Origin of the sequence: Arenibacter sp. F20364, assembly GCF_023015905.1 — a bacterium.
Taxonomy (GTDB): Bacteria; Bacteroidota; Bacteroidia; order Flavobacteriales; family Flavobacteriaceae; genus Arenibacter.
The window spans coordinates 15,119-38,471 of record NZ_JALKBD010000020.1 but is presented as its reverse complement, the minus strand read 5'-3'; the positions used below and the strand labels follow the sequence as shown (position 1 = coordinate 38,471).

The 23,353-nt window shown below is 40.2% G+C and carries 17 protein-coding genes; 9 read left to right on the top strand and 8 right to left on the bottom strand.

Annotated features, from left to right (window positions below; translation table 11 throughout):
• Nucleotides 1–149 precede the first annotated feature (149 nt).
• From MWU84_RS16120 to MWU84_RS16100, 5 genes are all read left to right on the top strand, one after another.
• Nucleotides 150–3,206, top strand: coding sequence for a sensor histidine kinase (locus tag MWU84_RS16120; protein ID WP_246903474.1), 3,057 nt, complete (start codon nt 150–152; stop codon nt 3,204–3,206).
• A 71-nt stretch (nt 3,207–3,277) separates the two neighbouring features.
• Nucleotides 3,278–3,910 (top strand): response regulator transcription factor, encoded by a 633-nt coding sequence (locus tag MWU84_RS16115; RefSeq protein WP_246903471.1) that lies wholly within the window; start codon nt 3,278–3,280, stop codon nt 3,908–3,910.
• Nucleotides 3,911–4,033: 123 nt separating this feature from the next.
• Nucleotides 4,034–5,338 carry a S41 family peptidase gene (locus tag MWU84_RS16110; RefSeq protein ID WP_246903469.1) on the top strand — a complete coding sequence of 435 codons (1,305 nt, stop codon included), beginning with the start codon at nt 4,034–4,036 and terminating at the stop codon, nt 5,336–5,338.
• 89 nt (nt 5,339–5,427) lie between these two features.
• Nucleotides 5,428–7,512, top strand: coding sequence for a right-handed parallel beta-helix repeat-containing protein (locus MWU84_RS16105; RefSeq protein ID WP_246903466.1), 2,085 nt, complete (start codon nt 5,428–5,430; stop codon nt 7,510–7,512).
• A gap of 496 nt (nt 7,513–8,008) precedes the next feature.
• The gene (locus MWU84_RS16100; RefSeq protein WP_246903460.1) at nt 8,009–8,731 is read left to right on the top strand and encodes a DUF2807 domain-containing protein; all 723 of its coding nucleotides are present in this window, start codon (nt 8,009–8,011) and stop codon (nt 8,729–8,731) included.
• A gap of 264 nt (nt 8,732–8,995) precedes the next feature.
• Here MWU84_RS16100 and MWU84_RS16095 read toward each other — a convergent pair whose 3' ends face one another.
• Nucleotides 8,996–10,234 carry a PAS domain-containing sensor histidine kinase gene (locus MWU84_RS16095; protein WP_246903457.1) on the bottom strand — a complete coding sequence of 413 codons (1,239 nt, stop codon included), beginning with the start codon at nt 10,232–10,234 and terminating at the stop codon, nt 8,996–8,998.
• A gap of 512 nt (nt 10,235–10,746) precedes the next feature.
• Nucleotides 10,747–11,004, bottom strand: coding sequence for a hypothetical protein (locus MWU84_RS16090; protein WP_031443259.1), 258 nt, complete (start codon nt 11,002–11,004; stop codon nt 10,747–10,749).
• Between the two features lie 107 nt (nt 11,005–11,111).
• On the opposite strand from MWU84_RS16090, the gene MWU84_RS16085 reads away from it, so the two are divergent.
• The 3 genes from MWU84_RS16085 to MWU84_RS16075 all read left to right on the top strand — a co-directional run bounded on the left by MWU84_RS16085 (nt 11,112) and on the right by MWU84_RS16075 (nt 14,750).
• Nucleotides 11,112–11,855, top strand: coding sequence for an SOS response-associated peptidase family protein (locus tag MWU84_RS16085; protein WP_246903454.1), 744 nt, complete (start codon nt 11,112–11,114; stop codon nt 11,853–11,855).
• Nucleotides 11,856–11,912: 57 nt separating this feature from the next.
• Nucleotides 11,913–13,001, top strand: a complete 1,089-nt coding sequence (locus MWU84_RS16080; RefSeq protein WP_246903452.1) for an FAD-binding domain-containing protein — start codon at nt 11,913–11,915, stop codon at nt 12,999–13,001.
• 261 nt (nt 13,002–13,262) lie between these two features.
• Nucleotides 13,263–14,750 carry a cryptochrome/photolyase family protein gene (locus tag MWU84_RS16075; RefSeq protein ID WP_348647878.1) on the top strand — a complete coding sequence of 496 codons (1,488 nt, stop codon included), beginning with the start codon at nt 13,263–13,265 and terminating at the stop codon, nt 14,748–14,750.
• Nucleotides 14,751–14,856: 106 nt separating this feature from the next.
• Here MWU84_RS16075 and MWU84_RS16070 read toward each other — a convergent pair whose 3' ends face one another.
• The 6 genes from MWU84_RS16070 to MWU84_RS16045 all read right to left on the bottom strand — a co-directional run bounded on the left by MWU84_RS16070 (nt 14,857) and on the right by MWU84_RS16045 (nt 20,637).
• Complete coding sequence (locus tag MWU84_RS16070) at nt 14,857–15,864, bottom strand: phosphotriesterase (RefSeq protein ID WP_246903450.1); 1,008 nt, start codon at nt 15,862–15,864, stop codon at nt 14,857–14,859.
• Between the two features lie 13 nt (nt 15,865–15,877).
• Nucleotides 15,878–16,735, bottom strand: a complete 858-nt coding sequence (locus MWU84_RS16065) for a sugar phosphate isomerase/epimerase (RefSeq protein WP_246903440.1) — start codon at nt 16,733–16,735, stop codon at nt 15,878–15,880.
• A 150-nt stretch (nt 16,736–16,885) separates the two neighbouring features.
• A complete protein-coding gene (locus MWU84_RS16060; protein WP_246903439.1) occupies nt 16,886–17,443 on the bottom strand; it encodes a GNAT family N-acetyltransferase in 558 nt (185 codons plus the stop codon).
• Between the two features lie 139 nt (nt 17,444–17,582).
• Entirely contained in the window at nt 17,583–17,999 is a 417-nt protein-coding gene (locus MWU84_RS16055) for an SRPBCC family protein (RefSeq protein ID WP_246903437.1), read from the bottom strand.
• A 221-nt stretch (nt 18,000–18,220) separates the two neighbouring features.
• Nucleotides 18,221–19,720: a YfcC family protein gene (locus tag MWU84_RS16050; protein ID WP_246903435.1), complete on the bottom strand. Its 1,500-nt coding sequence runs from the start codon at nt 19,718–19,720 to the stop codon at nt 18,221–18,223.
• An 83-nt stretch (nt 19,721–19,803) separates the two neighbouring features.
• Nucleotides 19,804–20,637 (bottom strand): class I SAM-dependent methyltransferase, encoded by an 834-nt coding sequence (locus tag MWU84_RS16045; protein ID WP_246903433.1) that lies wholly within the window; start codon nt 20,635–20,637, stop codon nt 19,804–19,806.
• A gap of 442 nt (nt 20,638–21,079) precedes the next feature.
• Here MWU84_RS16045 and katG point away from each other — a divergent pair, with 442 nt between their 5' ends.
• On the top strand, nt 21,080–23,332 hold the full coding sequence (gene katG / locus MWU84_RS16040) for a catalase/peroxidase HPI (RefSeq protein ID WP_246903430.1): 2,253 nt from the start codon (nt 21,080–21,082) through the stop codon (nt 23,330–23,332).
• Nucleotides 23,333–23,353: the final 21 nt, after the last annotated feature.

The following is a 23,353-nucleotide window of genomic DNA, read 5'->3' as shown; positions in this document are numbered from 1 at the left end:
TATTGGATCTATGGATCTCCGTATTGTTGTGCGCATAAGGTGAATTCGTCGCCCCAAGAATACGAAGCCATAACAATCTATCATTTCCAAATTTTTAATACATGGGATGTCGAATCTTTGCGTAATTTTAGTATAAACCATTAGGTTGCATGAGCAAAAGGATTCTTTGTTTCTTTTTATGTTTCCAAACTTATGTTTTTGGCCAGAACTCCTATGTTTTTAATAGATTTTCCTTAGCCGATGGCTTAAACACCAACAAAGTCAAATGCGTTTGGCAGGACCCTAAGGGGTTTCTTTGGGTAGGTACTGAGGTAGGCATACAGCGTTTTGACGGTAGAAAATTCTTATCCTTTGTTGGTCCCGAAAAATATCAGCTACCACCGAGTATAGGTGTAGATCAAATATTGGATGCCGGTAAAGGCAATCTATGGCTACTGCAAGGAGGGCAGATCGGGCAGTTCAACACCGTAGATTTTCACTATACAGGGATTCCCATTAGGAGTTTTGGCACCATTCCCCCAAGATCGGAATTCAAGCTTTACGTGGACAGTAAAAAACAAGTATTTTTATGTGCTTCCAAATACGGCCTTTTCTGGTACGATGACAAATCCCAGTCCTTTGTAGAATCCAATTTACCCATAAAAATCCCCAGAGGGTGGGGTGTTGTCTCCCTTTTTGAAGACAGGGAAACTGGAGATTATTGGATTTGTAGTGAACAGGGCCTAGCGGTATACCGAAGTTCTAGTGACGAGGTCTTTCACCGGCTCAACAATCCTGGGAATATACCTTTACTGAACAACAGGGACATCACCAATTCGGGAGATTTTATTAAGGACAAAAACGGCACTTGGTGGCTAACCTACTGGGATTATGATCCACATCGGGAACACCCGGTTCTCCTGCATTTCGACCCGAAAAAAAATCAATTTCTGACGGATACCATAATAAACCATAATGCGACAAAAAAGTATACCGTTCTAAGGCAGATTATGGAGACAAGTACGGGCCAAATCTGGATTGGAGGGGAAAACTCGCTGTTGAGCTATGACAAAGATTTACAAGGTTTTTACCAACACCTAAAAGCCAACCCTTTGGAGTTCGATATAAAATGTAATCAGGCCAGGCATCTCTTTGAAGACCGGGAAGGCAATATTTGGTTAAGTACGGAAAATGGGCTTTTTGTGATGAATCCCAATCAAAAGGACGTGTACAGCCTTGTGGTTATAGATGGCCTTGGACTGGACTCCCCGGTAAACGCCATTCTGGAAACCAAGACCAAAGAAAATTGGATTGGAACTTGGGGTAAGGGCATCTTATTTTATGATCAGAATTTCATAAAATTGGATGCCGATCCATTCCTAGGTATAGGGCCCGAGTTCCATCCCCAATATGCCTCAATTTGGGACCTTCAACAACACCGTGAATCCGGACATATATGGTCTGTCTGTCAAGGAGGCAAATTGGCTGTGATTGATGCAAAAAATAAAAAGGCACTACATTGGCTGCATCCACCGGTGTTTAAAAATTCCACCATCCGCCAACTAAAAGAGGACAACAATGGAAACTTGTGGTTTGGCACCCAAAGTGGACGCCTCATAAAATGGAACAAAAGCAAGCCCATTGTCGATGAAAGTTTTGAAGAAATGCATAATTTCAATACCATCATTTACCGACTTTATGTGGACCATCAAGGTAGGTTATGGGTAGGTACCCACAAACAGGGGGTATATGTGATAGACGTAGACACGAACAACATCCTATATCATTTCAACTCCGAGTTCAACGACAGCTATGGGGTAATGGACAATACTATTTCTGATATACAGCAATACAACGACAGTATTTTTTTTGTCGGGGCCGAGGCATTGAACATTCTTAATATCCATAATGGCACAGTAAAAAAAATCACCTCGCATGAAGGCTTGTATGGATCAAGGGTTTTACAGCTAATGATGGATCGGGAAGGAATAGCATGGATGATTACGAGCAATGGGCTTAGCAGTTATAACTACAACAAGAATATCATAAGCTCCTATAGCAATCTTCATGGGGTAATATATGCGGAAAAGACCAACAGTTCCAAATGGATGATGCAAAACGGGGAGATATGGTTTGGCGGTGAGGATGTGGTTTTCGGTTTCTCACCCGAAAAACTCAACTATAAACAAAAGCCTCCTAAGGTAAGTATTACCGACTTTAAGTTATTCAACACCTATATGCCAGTAGATTCGATCATGGCTCAAAAGGAAATCGTCTTTAACCATTATCAAAATTCCTTTACCTTCTATTTTTCTGCCTTGAGCTTTTCCCAGCAACGAAAACTTCAATATTATTATCGTATTCCTGGGGTCAACCAGGACTGGGTCAAGGCCGAAAGAGATCTTGCTGCGACCTATACGACTATGCCTTCCGGGGCATATACCTTTGAGGTTAAATGCATGAACCTCCAAGGATTGGAACCCGATGAGACTACCCGTATCAATTTCCGGATTCTCCCCCCCTTCTATCGTACCTGGTGGTTTATTTCCTTAATGCTGTGCACGGTATTGGGAGTCACCTATTTTATATATCGACTGAAGGTAAATCGCATATTGGCCGTTGAAAATTTAAGGATCAAAGTGGCAAGGGACCTACACGATGATATGGGCTCTACCTTGAGCACTATAAATATTCTAAGTTCCATGGCCAAGAGTAAAATGAGCATTGATACCGTAACCAGTAGTAATTACCTTTCCAAGATTACGGACAACAGCCAAAGAATGATGGAGGCCATGGACGACATCGTGTGGAGCATTAAACCGGACAACGATAACATGCACAGGGTCATTGCAAGAATGAGGGAATATGCAACCGGTATCTTAGAAGCCAGGAACATAGAGTTCTACTTTAAGGTCGACGATAAAATAAACGATTTAAAACTGGATATGGAAGCTCGGCGCGACCTCTTTCTTATTTTCAAGGAGGCCATCAATAATACTGCCAAGTACTCCTATGCCAAGCGCGCAGAGGTCGAATTGACTTATCGCGATAGATGGCTATGTATGAAGATCATGGATAACGGAATAGGCTTCGACTTGGAAAAGGTAGATAGCGGCAATGGCTTGGACAATATGGTTAAACGGGCCACAGTCCTCAAGGGACATCTAAAAATTGACAGTATGCCAGATCTAGGAACCGAAATTTGTTTGGGCATTCCCGTCCGGTAAAGATAATTTTAACATCTTTATGTGATTTTGTCCCATGGATTTGGTGCCTAAATTTACAAAAATAGACAGTTATGATAAGGGTAGTAGTATATGAGGATAATCCCCAATTTCGTGAAGGACTCACCATGTTGATCAATGGTAGTGATGGATTTTCAGTTCTTGCATCTTACAAGAATTGCAACAATGTTGCCGAAGAAGTGGAAAAGTGGTTGCCAGATGTTATTTTGATGGACATCAATATGCCTGGAACCGATGGTCTGGAAGGCCTTAAAAGAATAAGGGAAGTGAATACTGAAGTCAAAGTGTTGATGCTCACCGTCTTTGACGACAATAAAAATGTTTTCGAGGCACTAAGGAACGGGGCCAATGGGTATTTGTTAAAAAAGACGCCACCTGCCAAATTATTGGAATACATACAGGACGCCACCTTGGGTGGTGCTCCAATGACCTCGTCAATAGCTACCCAAGTTCTAAAGATGTTCCAGATTATACCACAGACCAAGAATAAGGACTATGCCCTTAGTGAACGCGAAACAGAGGTGCTACAACTCCTAGTGGATGGTTATAGCTACAAAATGATCGCTTCAGAATTATTTATAGCCATTGATACCGTACGCTCCCATATCAAAAAAATTTACGAAAAACTGCATGTAAATAGTAAGAGCGAAGCCGTTGCCAAGGCATTTAAGGATAAATTGCTATAACATATCCCGTTAAAAACAATAAAAAAATCCTCGAATTTCACATACATATGCGATTGTACAAACTGCGGTAGCATTCGTCCTTTGTCCTGAAAAAAATTGAATATATAACTCAATATCAGGACTATGAAATCGAAGGTTTGGATTTTCATTTTTGCCCTACTGCTATGTAATTTCCTTAGTCGGGCACAAATGTCCCAAGAACAACAACGCCAGGTAATAGATAGCCTATGTCTGCACCTGGAAAAATGTTATGTTTTACCTGAAGTAGCTACCAGTATAGCTTCGTACTTAAAAACTCAATTGGCCACTAATGCCTACAAGGAGTTTAGCAAGGAAACTACTTTTGCAAACAAACTTTCCTTAGATCTTTTTGAGATAAGCGGTGACCGACATTTAAAAGTTAGTTACTCCGATCAAATACTTCCAAAGGATTCCCTAAATCCCTTTGAACTGTCCCCAGAACATTATCTGGAACAGGGGAATTTTGCGTTAAGGAGAAATTATGGCATTGATAAGCTAGAAGTGCTCAATGGCAACATAGGCCTCATCGCGTTTAGCATGCTTTGTGGTCCTGAACATGCAGGGGATACCTATTCTGCCATGATGAACTATATAGGCCATACCGATGCCCTTATTATAGATCTTAGAAACTGTCGTGGGGCCATGGGAAAGGATGCCATTCCTTTTTTAAGCAGTTATTTCTTTAATGAACCGGTACACCTGAACGATTTCAAGTGGAGGTGGAACAACTCCCTGGAACAAAAATGGACCTATGCCCATGTACCCGGGAAAAGATATTTAAACAAACCTATCTACATAATTAACAGCGCAAGAACCTTTTCGGGAGCCGAGGAACTGGCCTATAATCTTCAAGCATTGAACAAAGCTACTATTATTGGCGAAAAAACTGCTGGCGGGGCCAATCCTGGAGGGAGTATAAGGATTACGGACCACTTTGAATGTTTCATTCCTTTTGGACAGGCAATAAATCCCATAACCAAAACCAATTGGGAGGGTGTGGGTGTCCTGCCAGACATCCCCGTAAAGGCTAACCTTGCTCTTTATGAAGCCCATAAAATGGCAATACGCCAGCTGATACCCACAACCAAAGATGAAGAATGGAAATTTAGGCTTCAAGATTTTCTTAGTGATTTGGAAGCCCATCCTCCTGTATTTCAACGATTGAAATTTGAGTTGAAAGGGTTTGAAAATGCCAAAACGGTCTTCCTTACAGGGAACTTCAATTATTGGGCAAGTCAGAATACCCCAATGATTAAAAAAGGAAATATATGGCAAGTAGAAGTGGAATGCTTACCCGGTACTGCGCAGTACCAATTTATAGTAGATGGCATACTAATACTTGATCCCAATAATAAGGAGACCATTAAAGTAGGGCCCTATGTCAATTCCATCAAAACCGTAAAGTAACCCGTGAGTAATAAAATAGAATGGGTAGTTGAAACCTCAATAGTACGCTTACTTTTTTTACTAAAATTTTAAACAAAAAAACAATCTCAATGAAAACAAAATTTATCACTCTTTCAATTATTTTCTTAATGCTCCTTGGATGTTCCGATGATGACTACACAGAAATTCCTTCCAACACCTTGGAGGCGGACGCATATACCGAGAATCAAGGAGATATTTATGCCGGTCAAGCGGTTATTCTGAACGGTTCCAAGTCTTTGGACAAGGCCGGAAAACCCTTTCAATACCTATGGAGATTCAAGGCTAAACCAGGTGGCAGTTTATCCGAGTTGACGGAAGAAACCACCGCCAAACCAAAATTTACTCCGGATAAGGCCGGGAACTATTCTGTGGAACTAAAGATTTTCAATACCGAATTTTATGATACGGATGAATTGGCAATCGCGGTAAAGGATGTAGAAACCCCACCTGTACAGGAAACCATAATTATCTCGGAGAATATTACGGCGCGTCGCCACTTGGCCAATGTCTTTGATGATCCCAACAAAATAGATTATTTAGTAACCGGCGACATTCATGTTACGGACCTACTAACCATGGATCCGAACGTAGTCATAGCCTTTGAGGAAAATACGGCCATGTATATAGACAACCCCGGTGCCATTATTACCACAGCCGCTGCAAGCTCCTTTACCACCTTCACCGGAAAGAATAAGGTTCCTGGTTATTGGAAAGGTTTGATCATAAACTCCAATAGTCCTTTAAACAAATTAGACCGGGTAACCATTGAATATGCGGGTGGGGCAATTGCCCAAGGAATGGAAGTCGCCACTAGCTTGGGCCTGGACAACGAAGGACGAGGACATCTAACCCTGGTCTCCTCCATTATTCAATATAGCGCTGCATATTCAGTAGCTATTGAAGTAGGGGCAACATGGAATACGGAATCCTATAATGTCTATAGGAACAATAACAAGACCCTTCAATTACCGGCATCGCAATTAGGGAGTTTATCCAGTTTATCGGAATTCCAAAATAATGCAGAGAACATTATAGATGTTATAGGCGACCGAATCTCTACCACCAGAGAAACAGTTTGGAGCGATCTTTACAATAGCTCAGAAAACATGCAATATGTGGTAAAAGGGACCATAGAGGTGATCTCCGGGCTTAGGATTTTGGAAGGCCTTGAATTATACATGGACAAGGATTCAGAAATAAACGTTACACAAAAGGGTTATATAATTGCTCTTGGAAGCTCTCAATACCCTATTAAGTTCATTTCAAAGGAATCCGTTGATGGAGGGTATTGGAAAGGTATTTCCATAATGTCCGCCGACATGAAAAACGAATTGGACAATGTAGAAATACATAATGCCGGAAGCGAAATCATGGACGGATTACAGTTCAAGACCGCCATTGGATTGGCAGGGGCCCATGGGGCCAAATTAAAGCTATTTAGCTCCAAAATTGTGGCCAGTGGCGGCCATGGAATTTACGTTGAAAATGGAGCCGATCTAGTACGCATAGACCAAATTAGGTTCCACGAAAACCAAGGTCCGGCCATTTCCATGGCTGCCAATCAGGTAAAAACTCTTAATAATGCCACAGCAATGGAATTTATTGACAACGGTCATAATGGGGTCGAAATTTTTGGTTCTCAATTGTTGAATCCGGATAAGAGTGAAACTGTTTGGCCTGCCCTACACTTTGGAGCGAGCTACTTGGTAAGTGGTAATTTGAGCGTTCAATCTGGGTTAAAAATACTTCCAGGGGCTATTTTCAAATTTGCCGAAGATAAGATGTTCGGAGTATTTCCCAATGGATATTTAATTGCCCAAGGCACAGCTAATAATAAGATTGTGTTTACAGGTGCCAGTGCTATCAAAGGATTTTGGAACGGGATCCGAATTCAATCGACCAGCGCATTAAACCTAATGGACCATACGGAAGTACTCTATGCTGGAAAAACCGAAATGCCCGGAGTCTCTAAAATAGCAAGTATTGGCTTGGATGGGGACTACTGGGCCAATCTAACCATAAAAAATTCGAAAATTGCGCATGGTCATGGCTACGGAATTGCCTTTGAAAACCGCAATACCTCCATGAACTCGGATTATAACATGGTGAATCTTTTTGAAGATCTAACCCTTGGAAACGTTTCCCTACCCTAAAATGAGAGGAGTTATTGGCATGAACTTTCCCTGATATTCAACGCAATGGACTGCCTGTTGTGAATGTGATTTAATATGTGATATGCGTTTTAAGCAGGCTTGTAAGCTATCTAACTTCCACATGCATATGCGATTGTAGACCATGGAATTCCAAACGACCTTTGATACCATTATTAATCAAAAATAATATAATCATGAAAGCATTTGATAATTACAGAAGAATACCCACAGAAGCTAACAAACATGTCTTCTTTTCACAAATTAAATATGGAAAAAGAAGTCAATGGTCAGCTCTTAGACGCTTCACTGTGGGCTAAAAAAGAGTTGAAGCAGGGGCTGAAGAGCTCTTCCTATTTAATAAAATTTCTAAAAAATGATAAAATGAAAAATCTCGGCATTGAATTTTACAGAAGATGTATATACGTTATTTATACCATTTTTCTGATCTATTTACTATTAACAGCGAAGAAATGATTGAACTAAAAAAAATAAAAGAATGGGTGCAACATCAAAAATAAATTATGTAATTGCTTTTGCAGTATTGTTATTCTCCTGCGAAAAGGACACTATAACCGCTTCGGAAGATATCACAACCAAAGATTATGAATATTCTGGTTATACTTCCCTTGAAGTAAACGATAATTTTAAGGTCTATATAAGCTTTTCGGATACTGAAGAAAAATTGAGGGTGCAGGCCAACGATAACCTTCATAAGTATATTCTGGTAAACAAGGAAAGCAACAAGTTAATGGTAAAACTGGACAAGGTTCGTAAGATAAAGGGCAAGGAAACCTTAAATGTGTTTATTACTACCAAGAATATCGATAATTATATAATAAAAGGAAACACTAAATTGGAACTGGAAGACCTCTTGGAAACGGATAATGTAAAAATAAATCTGAGCGGCAATAGTTTTTTTTCGGGGGCGCTGGCAGTAGAGAAACTCGATCTCATCTCAACCGGAAATTGTATAATGGATTTCTCGGGCAATGTAAAAACCATGGACGTAGCACTAGATGGCAACTGTGAACTAACCGATTTCGAACTAAGCGTTGATATTCTAAAAATTGACCTTTCCGGCAATAGCAATGCCTATCTTTCCATAAGCAATTCCCTATCGATCGATGCCAGTGGAAATAGTGTGTTATCCTATAAAGGCAATCCCACTATTGCACATCAAAAACTGTCCTCTGGCTCCAAAATTGTAAAAAAAGGATAATTGGGAGCTACTGTTATCAGCTGATAAATAAACCAGTGAGTTGTACAATAGTGACTTTATGGCGAGGATTGAAGTGGTAAGTAACGGGAATTAGCAATAAGGTAGTTAAGCCACAACACTAATGCAACCTTTCATATTACAAAGCCTATGCATATTGCCAATGACGGCTAAGTGTATAGGCTTCTTTTCTTTGCGTAAGTCCATCAAAAGAAAGGGACCTTAACCAAGGTATTATCTGGTTCTTGCCAAAGTATTTTTAGTTAATCAATTCCGCGGTATTGTAAAAATAAAATCGCTCCCACTGCCTTCTTCGCTTTCTACCCAAATTTTTCCGCCCAGTTTTTCCACAAATTCCTTACATAGCACCAATCCAAAACCAGAGCCTTTTTCGTTTAGTGTGCCGGGCAAAGGGGTATTGGTAGTTATCCCGAATAAATTTTCCAGTGTTTGGTCGTCCATACCCACCCCAGAATCGGAAATAGTAATCTTAACTTGATTTTCCTCTTCTATTCCAGAGATAGTAATATTGCCACCTGGTTTGCTATATTTAATGGCATTGGAAATTAGATTTCTAAAGATAGTCTTCAATATTTTCTTATCGGAATACACTTCAATTTCATCGCTCTCATTTACATGTATTGATATTCCCTTGGTCTGCGCAAGGGATCTCGAGAGTTCCAATATTTCCTGGATAACATAGGATATTCTTATTTTTTCCGATTTAAAACTAATTTGTCCGGATTGTGATTTTGCCCAATCCAATAAATTCTCAAGTAAAACCAAGGTATTTTTTGCAGTAGAGCGTATAAGCTCTAAATACACTTCTGATTTTGAATCCTCCTTCTTTGACAATTGTGCCTTCATGATATCGCACAACACCAAAATATTATTAAAAGGCCCTCTTAAATCATGGGCAATAATGGAAAACAATTTGTCTTTGGTAGCATTGAGTTCCCGCAGTTGAATTTCGCTTTCCCTTAAGACCTCCTCAGCCCTTTTGCTTTCAGTAATATCACGTATCACCCCAACCAAGAACTTATTTCCTTCGGCATCAATAAATCTCGATTTTCTGGTGGAAATAATTCTCTTTTCGTCCATCCCTACTGTTAGGGGCTCCTCGTTAATATTGTCTATTCCATCCGATAGCACCTGCTTATCTATCCCCAAGAAACTTTCCCGCTCATCGGGCGGAACATTTTCAGCAAGTGTCTTGCCTATTATCTTAGTTCTAGGTAGGTTGAACAGATTGCAAAAAGCGTCATTGACCAAAAGTAACCTGCTTCCACTATCCTTTACAAATACAGCATCGCCCATATTATTGAGAATGGTATTGGCGTATTTCTCACTTTCATCTTTTTCCTCCTCACTCTGGAAGGCCATCACCGATTTAAGGATTTCATTTTGTTTTCGAAGTTCGTCAATCTGATTTTCCAATTCGCGACGTGTCCTTTCCTTAACTCTTTTTATTCGCTTAAAACGGTTATATAAATTATACCAAATCAAATTATTACAATTTTAGGCTAAGGCAGTAAATCTACGATTTTCATAAATTAGTACGGTACAATTTTGCCAGATATTTCTGCTAAAGAGACAAAAAACGGTTAAAACCAAAGTTTAAGGAAGTACTGTCAAAAAAGCCTTTGCAGATATTGAAATTCAATTCAATAAAACCTTTATCCCAGATATAAAATAATCCGGATTATCCGTACCAAAAGCCATAAAAAAATCTTAATCATTGGGGAGACAAAGACTCCCCTTCCCGTGGCCTGTACTGAGCGGAGTCGAATTATAAGGAAAGGTGGATTCTCCGACCATAGGAGGAGAAGACGGAAGGGATTGAAATTACCTCGCTACGATAAGGACAAAGCCGAAAACCCCTTTCTGTTGGCCCCCTCCCTAACCCTCCCCTAGGGGAGGGAACATCAAAATTTTAATGTTGTCATTGTATATAAGGGATGTACATTTAATCTGGACTCAAGCGTCTAGATTCTCACTACTCCTTTCTCATTGCAACTTCACTCCAAAGAAACGCGCTCCCATCCTGCTTCAGGAAGTTCATAACGGTCCAATTTCATGATCTTTCTCGTTCCATCGTAATATTTATATACCAGATACACACAGTCATCCGAACTTTCAATATAGAAAAGACCAAGGCGTTTTGGAAAAGGAAGCTTCATTAACTCGCATTCCTTGTTCAATTGGTGCGCACCTATTTCCATTAAGAGACGCTTAATTGCATAGCGATCATGATTTCTATACACAATATTTTTCATTTATTGGAAATAATCCTATTTTATGGATATTTTCCAAATTTACGAATTTTTGATTTTGAAGTCGGTCCAGAAAAGTTAAATTCTTAAATTAGGGTAAAACTATTTTTATGTGTTTCGGTACAAGGGTAACCACTTCTGCCAAGGAGGTGGAAAAACATTACAACGTTTCCAAACTAATGGGCAAAACCCCAATTGAGGGCGAGCTCACCTATTACCATGCCAATGGATGGTCACACCCTTTAATGTGGATCATACCCCAAGAAAGCAGTAATCATATTACCCCTTCCATGTGGGGCATAATGCCACAGAACAGTATGGGGGCCGATTTTAAAAATTACTACAAAGGAGCGGCAAGATTTGGGGCTGGACTCAACGCCCGATCAGAAAAACTGTTCGATCATTTTATCTATAGGTTCAGTGCCATGACCAAGCGTTGCGTAATCCCCGTAAACGGATTTTATGAACCGCACACAGCTCCCAAAAAGTTTAAGATCCCATTTTATTTTGAACGAAAAAATGAAGCTCTTATGAGTCTGGCCGGACTCTACACTACCACTACGGATGGCTACAACACCTTTACCATCTTGACCAAGGTGGCCACTCCCCTTTTTAAGAAAATCCACAATACCAAAAATAGGAGACCCATTATCTTAAGGGATGAGGATGTGGACGTATGGTTGAACAACCAACTCAGCGAGCAGGAAATTCGTAATGTTATGGAAGATGATATGGACGATATGGCCATCAACGCCTACCCTATTAGCAAGGACCTATACAATCCAAAAATAGATTCCAATAGAGCTAATATTATTGACGAAGTAAAATATGAGGAACTGGAGATAGAATATTAGGATTACTCCAAATAAGAGAGATATGGGCATGAATCTTCCAAAATCAGAAATACCACAGTGATAAACTTTCCCACAGATCTACCGGCAATAGAAAACAGGTTACGGGAATTAGACCCCGTAAGGTATGCCCAAACCAGAAATCATAAAGATGGGGCGGTAACCCACTTGAGCCCCTATATCTCCAGAGGTGTAATATCAACAAAACAGGTCTATCAGTACATAAAAACGCTGGACCTCCCTTGGACTAAAACGGAAAAACTAATTCAAGAGTTGGCTTGGAGAGATTATTGGCAACAAGTTTGGGTAGCAAAAAAGGACGCCATCAGACAAGATCTAAAAAATGTACAAAGCCCCATTTCAAATTATCAAATTCCACAAGCTGTTGTAAATGCCAATACTGGCATTGAAGAAATCGACATTGCAATAGAACAACTATATACTTCGGGATATATGCATAACCATATGCGCATGTATGTGGCATCTATCAGTTGCAACATTGCCAATTCACATTGGCTTGAACCCGCTAAATGGATGTACAGTCACTTATTGGACGGGGATCTCGCCAGCAACTTTCTAAGTTGGCAATGGGTAGCAGGTGCATTTTCCAATAAGAAGTATTATGCCAACCAAGACAACATCAACAACTTCTTTAAAAGTAGCCAACAAAATACTTTTTTGGATGTTGAATACAGTGCATTTGAAAATCTTGAAATTCCTAATATATTAAGGAAGACTATTCCTTTTGAGGTTGAAATAACAATTCCCAAGATTAAAAACCCCACACTGGACAAGAACAAAACAACTTTGATCTATAACTATTACAATATTGATCCCTATTGGTATAAGGAGCAGGAGATACAGCGGATTTTTTTGATGGAGCCTTCTTTCTACAAAGAAAATCCCGTAAACCAGAAATGTATTGATTTTGCCATTGAACTGACGAAAAATATTGAAGGCATAAAAATATTTATTGGCGAATTTTCGGAATTAAAAGGGCGCATCAATCCTGATCATATTGTTTATAAAGAACACCCTACCAACCGTCATTACCAAGGCAAGGAAGAAGCAAGGGAATGGATGAGTTCCGTTACAGGTTACTTCCCTTCTTTTTTCGCATTCTGGAAAAAATGCAAAAAAGAATTATAACTTTAAAGAAACCAATGGCCGGAGCATTAAACTAAAGGTCTGTAATATATTACTGCCATAGCTTTCGGAATACCCAACTTAGCAGCATATTGCCTAAATAAAAGGTATTAAACCTCTGGGCAAGCCCTTGAGGCATCAGAAGGAAACCACTAATAACATTTCGACGCCCGCCTGCATGGAACGGGCAGGCAAGCGTCGGAGCATTTTAATCTCGATTATCGAGTAAATACTGCAGCGAAAGGTGTAGGCGAAATAAAAATAATGATGAAAGCAATTAACCTTATATTTCCACACCAGCTTTTTGCTGAAAGCCCTCTAATTGACAATGGTGAAGAGGTCTATTTAATTGAAGAGTACCTATTCTTTAAACAATTCATGTTTCACAAACAGAAGATAGCTTTCCACAGGGCCTCCATGAAATATTATCAGCATTTTTTGGAAGAAAAAGGAATCAAGGTCAATTATATAGAATCCAATCACCCATTATCGGACATTAGAAAGTTTAAGGAAGAAATAAAGGCTAAAAACATAACTGAAATCAACATTATTGACCCCGTTGACAATTGGCTTGAAAAGCGAATTGGGACGATTGCCAAAAACTATAAGCTCAATTCTTTTGGAAGCCCATTGTTTATTAATTCCAAAGAAGACCTTTCCACTTTTTTCAGGGCGGATAAACAATCATTTTTTCAAACTACTTTTTACAAACAGCAACGGAAAAAGCTGGATATCTTAATGGAAGATGGGCAAGAACCCATGGGAGGAAAGTGGACCTACGATACAGATAACCGTAAAAAGTATCCCAAGGGAAAAACACCTCCGAGCATCCATTTTCCAGAGGTAACCTCTTTTTGGAGCGAATCCGTAACATATACCGGAAAACACTTTAAGAACAATCCCGGGCAGTTATCAAAAGATCCTATATATCCCATAAGTCACAAGCAAGCCGAGAATTGGTTTGTACAGTTTCTAGAGTACCGATTCTTTGATTTCGGTATTTATGAAGATTCTATTGTAAAACAACAGTCCTTTTTAAACCATAGTATCCTTTCCCCACTCCTTAACGTGGGGCTCATATTGCCAAACCATGTGGTTACTAAAAGCCTTTCTTTTGCAGAAAAAGAGAATATTCCTATTAATTCTACAGAGGGTTTCGTAAGACAACTCATTGGCTGGAGAGAATTTATCAGAGGCATGTATGAATGCAAGGGAAGCTACTCTAGAACAAAGAATTTTTGGGGTTTTGACAGAAAAATACCAAAAAGCTTTTATGACGGAAGTACTGGAGTGGAACCTGTTGACGAGACCATTAAACAAGTATTGAAAACAGGCTATTGTCATCATATAGAACGATTGATGATCCTGGGTAATTTTATGCTGTTGTGCGAATTTGATCCGGATGAAGTATACAAATGGTTTATGGAGCTATTTATAGATGCCTTTGACTGGGTAATGGTTCCCAATGTATATGGTATGAGTCAGTTTTCAGATGGCGGCACCTTTGCCACCAAACCATATGTGGGAGCTTCCAACTATGTCAATAAAATGAGCAATTACCCGAAAGGCGATTGGGAAAAGGTTTGGGACGGCCTATTTTGGCGTTTTATAGCTGAACATCAGGATTTTTTTAAATCAAATCCACGAACTTCCATGCTTTATCATTCCTACAACCGCATGTCTCAGGATAAAAAACGCCATCATATTAAAAACGCCGAAGAGTTTATTGAAAAAATAATGAGTACCGACTAGGAATTTTATTGTATTTATTTTTCTAAAATGTCTTCCACTGGAATGCTGTCGCTACTGAACAGAAATCAACGATAATTTACGATTACAAAATGGGCAATTTGCATGTTTAGTTGCTGCTTTCTATAGCAAAAGCCTTGGCCGGATTCACTGAGATCAACATCTTAATTTCCTCCTCTGTAAATTTATTTGATCTTAGTGCCGGAAGGAGTCTTGTAAATATATCGGTATAGGGGGTAATGGATTGTTCTTTCTTTTGTGGATCGTACCAACCGGCATCATGCGAGATAAGAATATGATCCAGAATTCCATTTTCTTTGGCAAAAATCAATTTGTTAAGGTGCTTTTCCAAATCCCAACCAAGTCCGTCCAAACTAATCCAACAGCCCATGGTTGCCGCTTTAAGATAATTGCTATTATCCTCTTCTGCCTGGGCGTGTACCCAAATAAATTGGGCCGGGGAAACCCCCATTTCCCCAAGGATCTCCAGTTGTGGCCAAAGCCCTATGGCCTTTCCTGTATGGGAAGCTATTGTAAGGCCTGTCCTTAAATTGGTTATGGCGGCTGCCTTGACCAATTTTTGGTGCAGAGTATCCAACGGATCTGCTGTATCTACCCCGATCTTGATAAAACCTGGCCTGATGGAGGTACCGTCTATTCCTTTTTCAAATTCGGAAATCCACTTTTCCGCTAAATCTTCGGCGGATATTTTTTGGACATAATTGGGAAGGTATTTGTTATTGCCGGCACCATATAGCCCAGTGTTGGTGACTATTTTAATTCTTGTTTTCTTGGCTATTTTTTCAAGAAGTAAAACATCACGTCCCAAGTAGGCCGGGGTGGCATCCACAAAATAGTCTACCTCATAGGCTTGTATTTCTTCCAAAAAAGGCATTACTTCCGCAATTACGGCATCGTGGTCCCAAGTATGGAACTGAATGCTGTCGGCCCCAATAAAATCGACCAAAACGTGCTCATGGGACAACCACATGCGATCGGAATCCACTGGGTGTCTCCCCTGAACATCCTGTATAAAAGATTGCTGGCCATTTATTGTACCCCCACATGCGAGCACAATAAGGAAAAACAACCAATGGTATCTCTGCAGTGCAACCATTTTTTAGAATTACCTATTTTATGGCATCCAATGCCCCGTTTACATAACCCACACATTCGGCAAGGCCAGCAAAAACATCCTCGGAATCCTTTTCATATTCCATAGCCATTACACCCGTATAGTTAACTTCTTTTAAAGCTTTGAGAACGGCAGGGATATTTAAGACGCCCCTTCCAAACTCGACCGACTTCCCATCAGCCTCCGATTTATCGACATCTTTTAGGTGGATATCATATAAGCGATCAGCGTATTTTTTTATGTTCTCTGCCGGATCTAGCCCCAAGCGTTCAATATGGCCCACGTCTATACAAAGTCCGATCCGGGAATCCAGTCCTTTAATCTTACGGTATACTACTTCGGGCGTAGGATACACCTCATCTCCAGGTCCATGATTATGTATGGCCAACTTTATGTTGGTCTCCTTCACTTTCATTTCTACCAATGGCAATAAATCGTGATTGGGCACCCCTATGATCACATTGGCCTTGGCGGCCTTGGCATAACGAAAGGCATTTTCAACTTCTTGGGGCGTTTTCATATAGACTACCCCTACCCCATAAAGACCAACACCTGTCTTATTAAATTTAGCCATAAGCTTGGCAATCTCCTTATCACTTGCCTCCAGTGGCATGTGCATGCTCTTTAAGGCAATCTGCTCCAGGTTTAGGGCTTGGGCCATGGCCAGTGTTTCATCCAAACTGAATTTCCGCGTGGAATAGGATGCCAATCCCAACGTAAGGCTTCTAGCTTCCTCTCCTAAACGACTTTCCCCTAAAATACTTTTGAGAGGACTAGCCGACAAAATGGAACTGGTGGCCAATATACCACCTAGTCCAAGGGTTTTTATAAATGAATTTCTTGAGTACTGCATTGGATATGGTTTTAAAGGATTTCGTTTCTAGAACTGTCCCTATTATCTCTGTAAGATATAAAATCTTTTGAGTTGAATTAACATTAGGGTTTGTAGTTTCCTAAATATATACAATAAGAAATGCAACAACTCCTACTGAAGCGCTAAGAATTACAGTGGTCTATTAAGCTCATAAATAAGATTGTCCAGATCATCAGGGTCGTTTCGGCCAGCATTCCATTCAAAATTATTTCTAAGCAGTAATTTTTTGGAGCTCTCATTTCGTTTGCTGGTAAAGGCTTCAATTAGCCCCAGATTCAATTGGTTGAATCCAAAATTCAGCACTGCTTTCATAGCCTCGTCCATTATTCCCCTACTGTGAAATTCGGGACTGAGGTCATACCCCATTTCTGCCGTTTTACGATCTTGGGAAAAATTCCACAAACAGATATTTCCGATCATTGCAGGGCTATTCTTTAAGGAAATACACCATTGGTACAACTGTCCATTGCTTATACCCTTGTTGGTCTTAGCGATAAAGGCGAGTGCCTTTTCCTTGGTTTCAGCAGACTGACGATTAACATACTTGTTTACCTCCTTATCTGAACGCAGGTAACGAATCATCGGCCAGTCGCTCTCCTCCAACCTCCGCAGGAGGAGTCGGTTAGTTTCCAATTCCTGAAAATTGTCTGTTGAGATCATTTCATAAATATACTTTCTGCCGTTCATATTTTCAACGGTATGGTTACTAGGAATTTCTTCCCTTAAAGGGTGATTATAGCAAAAACCCAACTTTTTTCTGACCTAACAATTGGAATTCAAACACTGTCATTATTATAGCCAATCAGGTAATAGGCCATTGTATTTTTTAATTACTCTCTGTATATTTTTTAAAGTTATCAAGGATGGATTGCCAGCCTTCTTTTTGCATTTCTATGGAGTTTTCGGTTTCTGCGTCAAAGTTCACTTTCACTGTTGTCATATGATTTAGTTCGTAAAAAGCAACAACAACCTGCCTCCCATCCAGCATGGTATATGTAAACCGTTTGTTGGGGTCTACTTCATCATAAACGGCCTCAAAATCGAACCCAAAACTTCCGTCCTTAGCTTCCATTCTCGCGGAGTATTTTCCACCTACCCTCATGTCATTGGATGCATATGGACAGTGCCAATCGTCCGAAGCAAAATTCCATTTTATGATGTGTTCCGGATTGTTATAATAATCCCAAACCTTATCCATTCCTTCAGAAATGGTAGCTTGTACCATTATTTTTGTCTTTTCCATTTCCGTTTTATTTTTATTGATGTAATTATTACCCATAGGCAAGCCTTGGCAACACTTCTATTTGCTGCGATCGTGTATGCCAATAATAATTTCACATGTCATACAGAGTCACATAAAACAGCAGGCATAGCCTTCCCGTTTTCATTTACTAAAGTTAGTTATTTGACCTTAATTCTTGTAAATAATCGCAGGTTATTCTTAAAAAGCCATTAGTTCTGCATTCAATTTACATACACTGAAACAGTCAAAAAAATCATAGTAGTGAGGACCAAAATCAACATCAGGGGAATCACAAACCTCAACCACCTATTGAATCCTATTTTCACTATGGCCAATGCTGCCAAGATTAAACCTGTGGGATTGATCAAATGGAATAGGCCCATACCGTATTGGTAAGTGTCGACAATTATTTCCCTGCCTATATGGACCGTATCTGCCAGAGGAGAAAAAATAGGCATGGTCAATACGGCCATACCAGAAGAAGATGGCATAAAAAACGATAAACCCCCGTAAATAAAAAGCATTACGTTGGCAAATACCCCTTTGTGCATGTCTTCGGTGATGTTACTGGCATAAAACAAAATGGTATCACTAATAAGTCCGTCCTCCATCAATATGGTTACCCCCCTTGCTATACCCACAATAAAGGCCACACTGAGCAAATCGGCCGCTCCCTTGGCGAAGGCGTCCACAAAGTCGCTTTCCTTAATTCTCGCAATAATACCAATGATTATGGCCCCAACAAGAAATGTGGACGTCATTTCCACAAACCACCAATCCAAAAAGGAAACTCCGACTATCATGATTACGAAGCTCGATGAAAATACCAAGGTAATCAACCGCAGTCTATGGGTGAATTTTACATTGGTATTCATCGAATCCAAACCAAAAAGATGTTCAATGTTCTCTTTTTGATCATAAATAATCGACTTTGAAGGATCGGCTTTTACCCGTTTGGCGTACCTAAGAATATAAACTATGGTGATGGTGGTACATAGGAGCAGCATAATGATACGGTTATTGAGCCCTGTTGTCCAATTTATTCCTGCCGCATCTGAGGCAATAATGGTAGCAAACGGATTTACTGTAGAGCACATGGTGCCAATACTGGAACCTAGAAACACACAACTAAGACCGACCATGGCATCGTATTTGGCCGCCAAGAATACGGGAATTAAAATAGGATAAAACGCCATAGTTTCCTCTGCAAGTCCAAAAGTAGTGCCTCCAAGGGCAATGAGTGTTGTTACGGCAATAATTAGAATGTATTCTCTACCCTTGAGTACTTTGGCCATCCAGGATATTCCGGCATTGAATGCCCCAGTGAGGTTCATTATTCCAATTAGTCCCCCGATAATAAGTATCAAAAAAATGATATCGGCCGCAGCAATTATACCCTTTATGGGCGATTTGGCCAAGTCTGCCAAACCTTGGGGTTGAGCCTCCATCTCCTTAAAGGTATTGGGAATGCCAATGGGTTTATAAATATCGCCATTGATGAATTTTTCAATTGGAATTTTTATTCCCAGCCCTTCTAAAGTTCCTTGCGTTGCCGGTAATTCTATACTTTCCCCAATACTTATTTTGGTGAAACTGTTTTTTTGGGCATTGTAAGCCAGACTATCGTACTTTCCGGCCGGAACAAACCATGTTAATATGGTCACCAATAAGGCGATTAGTATTAGTATGGTTTGGGCAGTTGGAAATTTTAGTTTTTTCATGTCCGGTCATGGTCTGGGTTTGATGTTAGGTCAAGGTACATAATTTTAATTCATTCCTTTGGCGCATAGTATTGATTAAGATTTTATTTTCGCAAGAGGTAAAAATTCTCATTTAAAATAAGTTCCCTGTCCTGCAATATTTCATGACCATAGGTTTTAGATAAGCTAAAATGATCTTGATGATCCACCAAACGGTACCCGGATATTTCCCGATAATACGAATCTTGAATGGTTTGATAATCGCTCGCCTTAGTTTTGGATACCTTTTCCCCAAAAAAATTAAGTAACCTTTTAAAAGCCAAAGTTTGTTTCAAATTATCCTGAAACGATGCACTTCCAATAATATCTCCAATATCCTGAAGGAGGTTGAATAATTGAAACAAGCTATCCGTTTCCTCCCTATCCAAAAAGAACAAAACCCCCTCTATAAGAATAAAGCACTTTTTTTTGCCCTTAACAGAATCAATGGTTGCCAATAAGCCCTCCTTAAATTCCTTACTAAAATCAACTCCTACAAACTGTATATTCCGATTGGGAAGTAAATCCTCATTTTGCCATTGTTCTATTTTATATTTTTTGTGAGCCACTATCTCAGGTTTATCAATTTCAATGTGGATAATTTTTTGGTCCAGCAAAAACGGATACATACTAAAACCAGCCCCAAAATTGATCAAAACCTCAATTCCATTTTTGATGATATTCTCCTTTATCTTATCCAAAAAATATCTGTTCCTTAAACAGTGGGTAAATGTTTCCTCGGAGGACACCTTGGTCAAATATTCTTCGGCCCATTTTTCTGCTTTTGGATTATTCCATAAATAGGCAAAATGATCCCCACTTAAGTTTACATCAGTAGCACGAAAGGCAGAGGTTACAAATGCCGTCTCATGTATTTCCAAATGATCGCTACTCATCATATTTTTTCAAGTTAGAATTATAGTTCACCGCTTGTTGTGATACATACAATGATTTAATTCCTAAGGTAAAAAATCTTTTATTTCGATGGATAAATGGATAATATGTTTTTGGTCATATAAAAATGAAGGACAGATGATACCTCTATATCCCAGTAATACTCAATCTTCAATTTTATCCACCCAAAAAATTCAGAAGAATCTTTTTCACTTTGAGCTGGAGTAATGACTATTCCTAAAGTTTGGATTAAAGGTGTTTGTAAAGGGAACATACATCCAAATATGACCGGTTTTATTATTTAACCCTAGAATTGTAGCCACTTTATTGGAGCCATAAGTTTTCCCTAATATCCATAAGTTTTATTGATAAGCATTTCAAATCCATCAGAAAAAATTATTGTAAATTTAAAGAACACTTATTGGAAACTTATTTAAACTATCAACAATGGAAAATAAAACACATTCAGATTCATCGAAAGGTAAAGTATGGGATGTAAACGATTCAAGCGCTCAATGCCCTTTTTTAAATGGTGAATTACACCAAGCCGCAGGCGGTGGTACCAGCAACCGTGAATGGTGGCCCAATCAATTAAAATTGAATATTCTTCGTCAAAATTCGTCCTTGGTAGATCCTATGGATCCAGGTTTTGACTATGCCGAAGAGTTTAAAAAACTAGATCTTGCAGCGGTAAAGGATGACCTTTACAAATTAATGACTACCAGTCAAGATTGGTGGCCTGCAGATTATGGCCATTATGGCCCCTTCTTTATTCGAATGGCTTGGCACAGTGCAGGAACCTACCGTATTCAAGACGGTCGCGGAGGCGCTGGCTCCGGATCACAACGCTTTGCACCTTTAAATAGTTGGCCGGACAACGCCAATCTGGACAAGGCCCGTTTATTGTTATGGCCGATAAAAAAGAAATACGGCAAGAAGTTATCATGGGCCGATTTATTGATCTTGGCAGGGAATTGCGCACACGAGTCCATGGGATTAAAAATGTTTGGTTTTGCCGGGGGACGTGAGGATATCTGGCAATCGGAAGAAGACGTTTACTGGGGTTCGGAAACGGAATGGATGGGCAATAAGGAACGCTATTCCGAAAGCGGGGAATTGGAAACTCCATTAGGTGCTGCCCACATGGGGTTGATCTATGTAAACCCCGAAGGTCATAACGCCAATCCAGATCCTGTTGAGTCTGCCCATTACATACGTGATACCTTTGGCCGTATGGCAATGAACGATTACGAAACTGTAGCCCTTATTGCCGGTGGACATACCTTTGGTAAAACCCATGGAGCTGCGAATCCCAATAAATATGTAGAAGCGGAGCCTGCCGCCGCAGGTATTGAAGCTCAAGGTCTGGGATGGAAGAACAACTATGGAACCGGAGTCGGTGCGGACACCATTACAAGTGGCATCGAAGGCGCATGGACGAATACACCCACGAAATGGAGCCATACTTTTTTTGAGAATTTATTTGGATACGAGTGGGAATTGACCAAAAGTCCGGCCGGAGCCCACCAATGGAAACCTAAAAACAATGCAGGAGCAGGAACGGTTCCAGATGCCCATAATCCAGATGTGAAGCATGCGCCTTTTATGTTGACCACGGATCTTTCGTTGCGTATGGATCCTGCTTATGAAAAAATATCGAGGCACTTTTTGGAAAACCCGGAAGAGTTTGCCGATGCCTATTCACGTGCCTGGTTTAAACTGGTACACCGGGATATGGGGCCTGTATCACGTTACCTTGGACCCGAAGTACCCAAAGAAGTATTAATTTGGCAAGATCCAGTACCTGCTATTGACCATGAACTGATCAATGAAAATGATATAGCGGACTTAAAAGCCAATATTTTGGCTTCGGGTCTTTCGATATCGCAGTTGGTATCAACGGCCTGGGCCTCTGCCTCCACATTTAGGGGATCCGATAAACGAGGGGGTGCCAACGGGGCACGTATCCGTCTTAAGCCACAAAAAACCTGGAAGGTAAATAACCCTGAGCAATTGGCTTTGGTTTTGGATAAACTAGGTGGTATTCAAAAGGAATTCAACACTACCCAATCGGGTAACAAAAAGGTTTCTTTGGCAGACCTTATTGTGTTGGCAGGGAACGCTGCTATAGAAGAGGCGGCGAAAAATGCCGCGAAGAAAGTAACGGTTCCTTTTTCTCCCGGGCGTACCGATGCTAGCCAGGAGCAAACTGATGTAGAATCCTTTGAAGCTCTTGAACCACGTGCCGATGGTTTTAGAAATTACCACAATAAAAAATATGACGTTACCGCAGAGGAATTGCTTGTGGACAAGGCGCAATTATTGACTTTAACAGCTCCCGAGATGACAGTACTACTAGGTGGTATGCGTGTTATGAACACCAACTATGACGGTTCCCAGCACGGTGTTTTCACCAAACGTCCGGAAGCCTTGACAAACGACTTCTTTCTGAATTTGCTGGATCTAGGTACTACTTGGAAGGCTACTTCGGAATCCCAAGATGTATTTGAAGGGCGAAGTCGTAAGACAGGAGAACTTCAATGGACCGGTACCCGTGCCGATCTTATTTTTGGATCCAATTCCGAGCTGCGTGCCATTGCAGAAGTTTATGCCTGTGAGGATTCTGGAGATAAGTTTGTAAAAGATTTTGTAGCTGCATGGACCAAGGTGATGAACTTGGATCGTTTTGATTTGTCATAGATCTGCTTAACATCAATAAGC

Coding starts and splice junctions, on each gene's coding strand:
- MWU84_RS16110 (WP_246903469.1), top strand. CDS start 4,034: ATGAAATCGAAGGTTTGGATTTTCATTTTTGCCCTACTGCTATGTAAT.
- MWU84_RS16100 (WP_246903460.1), top strand. CDS start 8,009: ATGGGTGCAACATCAAAAATAAATTATGTAATTGCTTTTGCAGTATTG.
- MWU84_RS16045 (WP_246903433.1), bottom strand. CDS start 20,637: ATGATGAGTAGCGATCATTTGGAAATACATGAGACGGCATTTGTAACC.
- MWU84_RS16055 (WP_246903437.1), bottom strand. CDS start 17,999: ATGGAAAAGACAAAAATAATGGTACAAGCTACCATTTCTGAAGGAATG.
- MWU84_RS16115 (WP_246903471.1), top strand. CDS start 3,278: ATGATAAGGGTAGTAGTATATGAGGATAATCCCCAATTTCGTGAAGGA.
- MWU84_RS16085 (WP_246903454.1), top strand. CDS start 11,112: ATGTGTTTCGGTACAAGGGTAACCACTTCTGCCAAGGAGGTGGAAAAA.
- MWU84_RS16065 (WP_246903440.1), bottom strand. CDS start 16,735: ATGCAGTACTCAAGAAATTCATTTATAAAAACCCTTGGACTAGGTGGT.
- MWU84_RS16090 (WP_031443259.1), bottom strand. CDS start 11,004: ATGAAAAATATTGTGTATAGAAATCATGATCGCTATGCAATTAAGCGT.
- MWU84_RS16050 (WP_246903435.1), bottom strand. CDS start 19,720: ATGAAAAAACTAAAATTTCCAACTGCCCAAACCATACTAATACTAATC.
- MWU84_RS16105 (WP_246903466.1), top strand. CDS start 5,428: ATGAAAACAAAATTTATCACTCTTTCAATTATTTTCTTAATGCTCCTT.
- MWU84_RS16075 (WP_348647878.1), top strand. CDS start 13,263: ATGATGAAAGCAATTAACCTTATATTTCCACACCAGCTTTTTGCTGAA.
- MWU84_RS16120 (WP_246903474.1), top strand. CDS start 150: ATGAGCAAAAGGATTCTTTGTTTCTTTTTATGTTTCCAAACTTATGTT.
- katG (WP_246903430.1), top strand. CDS start 21,080: ATGGAAAATAAAACACATTCAGATTCATCGAAAGGTAAAGTATGGGAT.
- MWU84_RS16060 (WP_246903439.1), bottom strand. CDS start 17,443: ATGAACGGCAGAAAGTATATTTATGAAATGATCTCAACAGACAATTTT.
- MWU84_RS16070 (WP_246903450.1), bottom strand. CDS start 15,864: ATGGTTGCACTGCAGAGATACCATTGGTTGTTTTTCCTTATTGTGCTC.